Source organism: Rheinheimera maricola, from assembly GCF_016918075.2.
GTDB lineage: Bacteria > Pseudomonadota > Gammaproteobacteria > Enterobacterales > Alteromonadaceae > Alishewanella > Alishewanella maricola_A.
This window is the reverse complement of the sequence record NZ_JAERPS020000025.1, coordinates 1-589: the sequence shown is the minus strand read 5'-3', so window position 1 is coordinate 589 and position 589 is coordinate 1. Positions and strand designations below refer to the sequence as shown.

General features: G+C 41.6%; 1 protein-coding gene. It reads right to left on the bottom strand.

Annotated elements, in window-relative coordinates:
• Nucleotides 1-358: site-specific integrase (locus tag I4W93_RS20240; RefSeq protein ID WP_205313748.1), on the bottom strand; the 358-nt coding region annotated here is incomplete at its 3' end.
• Nucleotides 359-589: the final 231 nt, after the last annotated feature.

Below are 589 nucleotides of genomic sequence, written 5' to 3'. Positions count from 1 at the left end.
GATCAATAACCCTTAATAATGCGGCTATTTCGCCACGGGTTAATACTACTGGCAGCTTTGGCGCCAGTTGCGAGCGATTAAAATTAAGGTTTAACGACAAGGGCTTTTGCAATACCGCTTTGTACAGAAAGCTCAGCGCATTTAGTGCCGACGCCTGCGTACGTGGCGCCACATTACGCTGATTCGTTAAATAGGTTAAAAAGCGCTCGACATCCTGTTCGGTCAGCTGTGCCGGATGCTGCTTTTTGTGAAACAGAATATACATTTTTATCCAGTACACATAAGCATCAACCGTTCGTTTGGCATAACGGCGGGCATACATAAACTCAGCGATATATTGCAAAAACGGCGAGGCCATAACATTCACCTAAAAATAAATTTACATGTACAGATATACAGTAGTTGGTAAATTTATTGTTAGCAAGTAAATCGCAAGGTTTAACCCCGCTTTCCACACATACCAGCAGGAACATCGTTAAAATTCTGTTGATTTAAGTAGGGTTATTGGATACGTTGTTGCCATTTATTAAAGATAGAAGGGAGCAAACGCTGCGTGAAAGCGTGTAAGCTCCAATTTATTAAGCTGTTA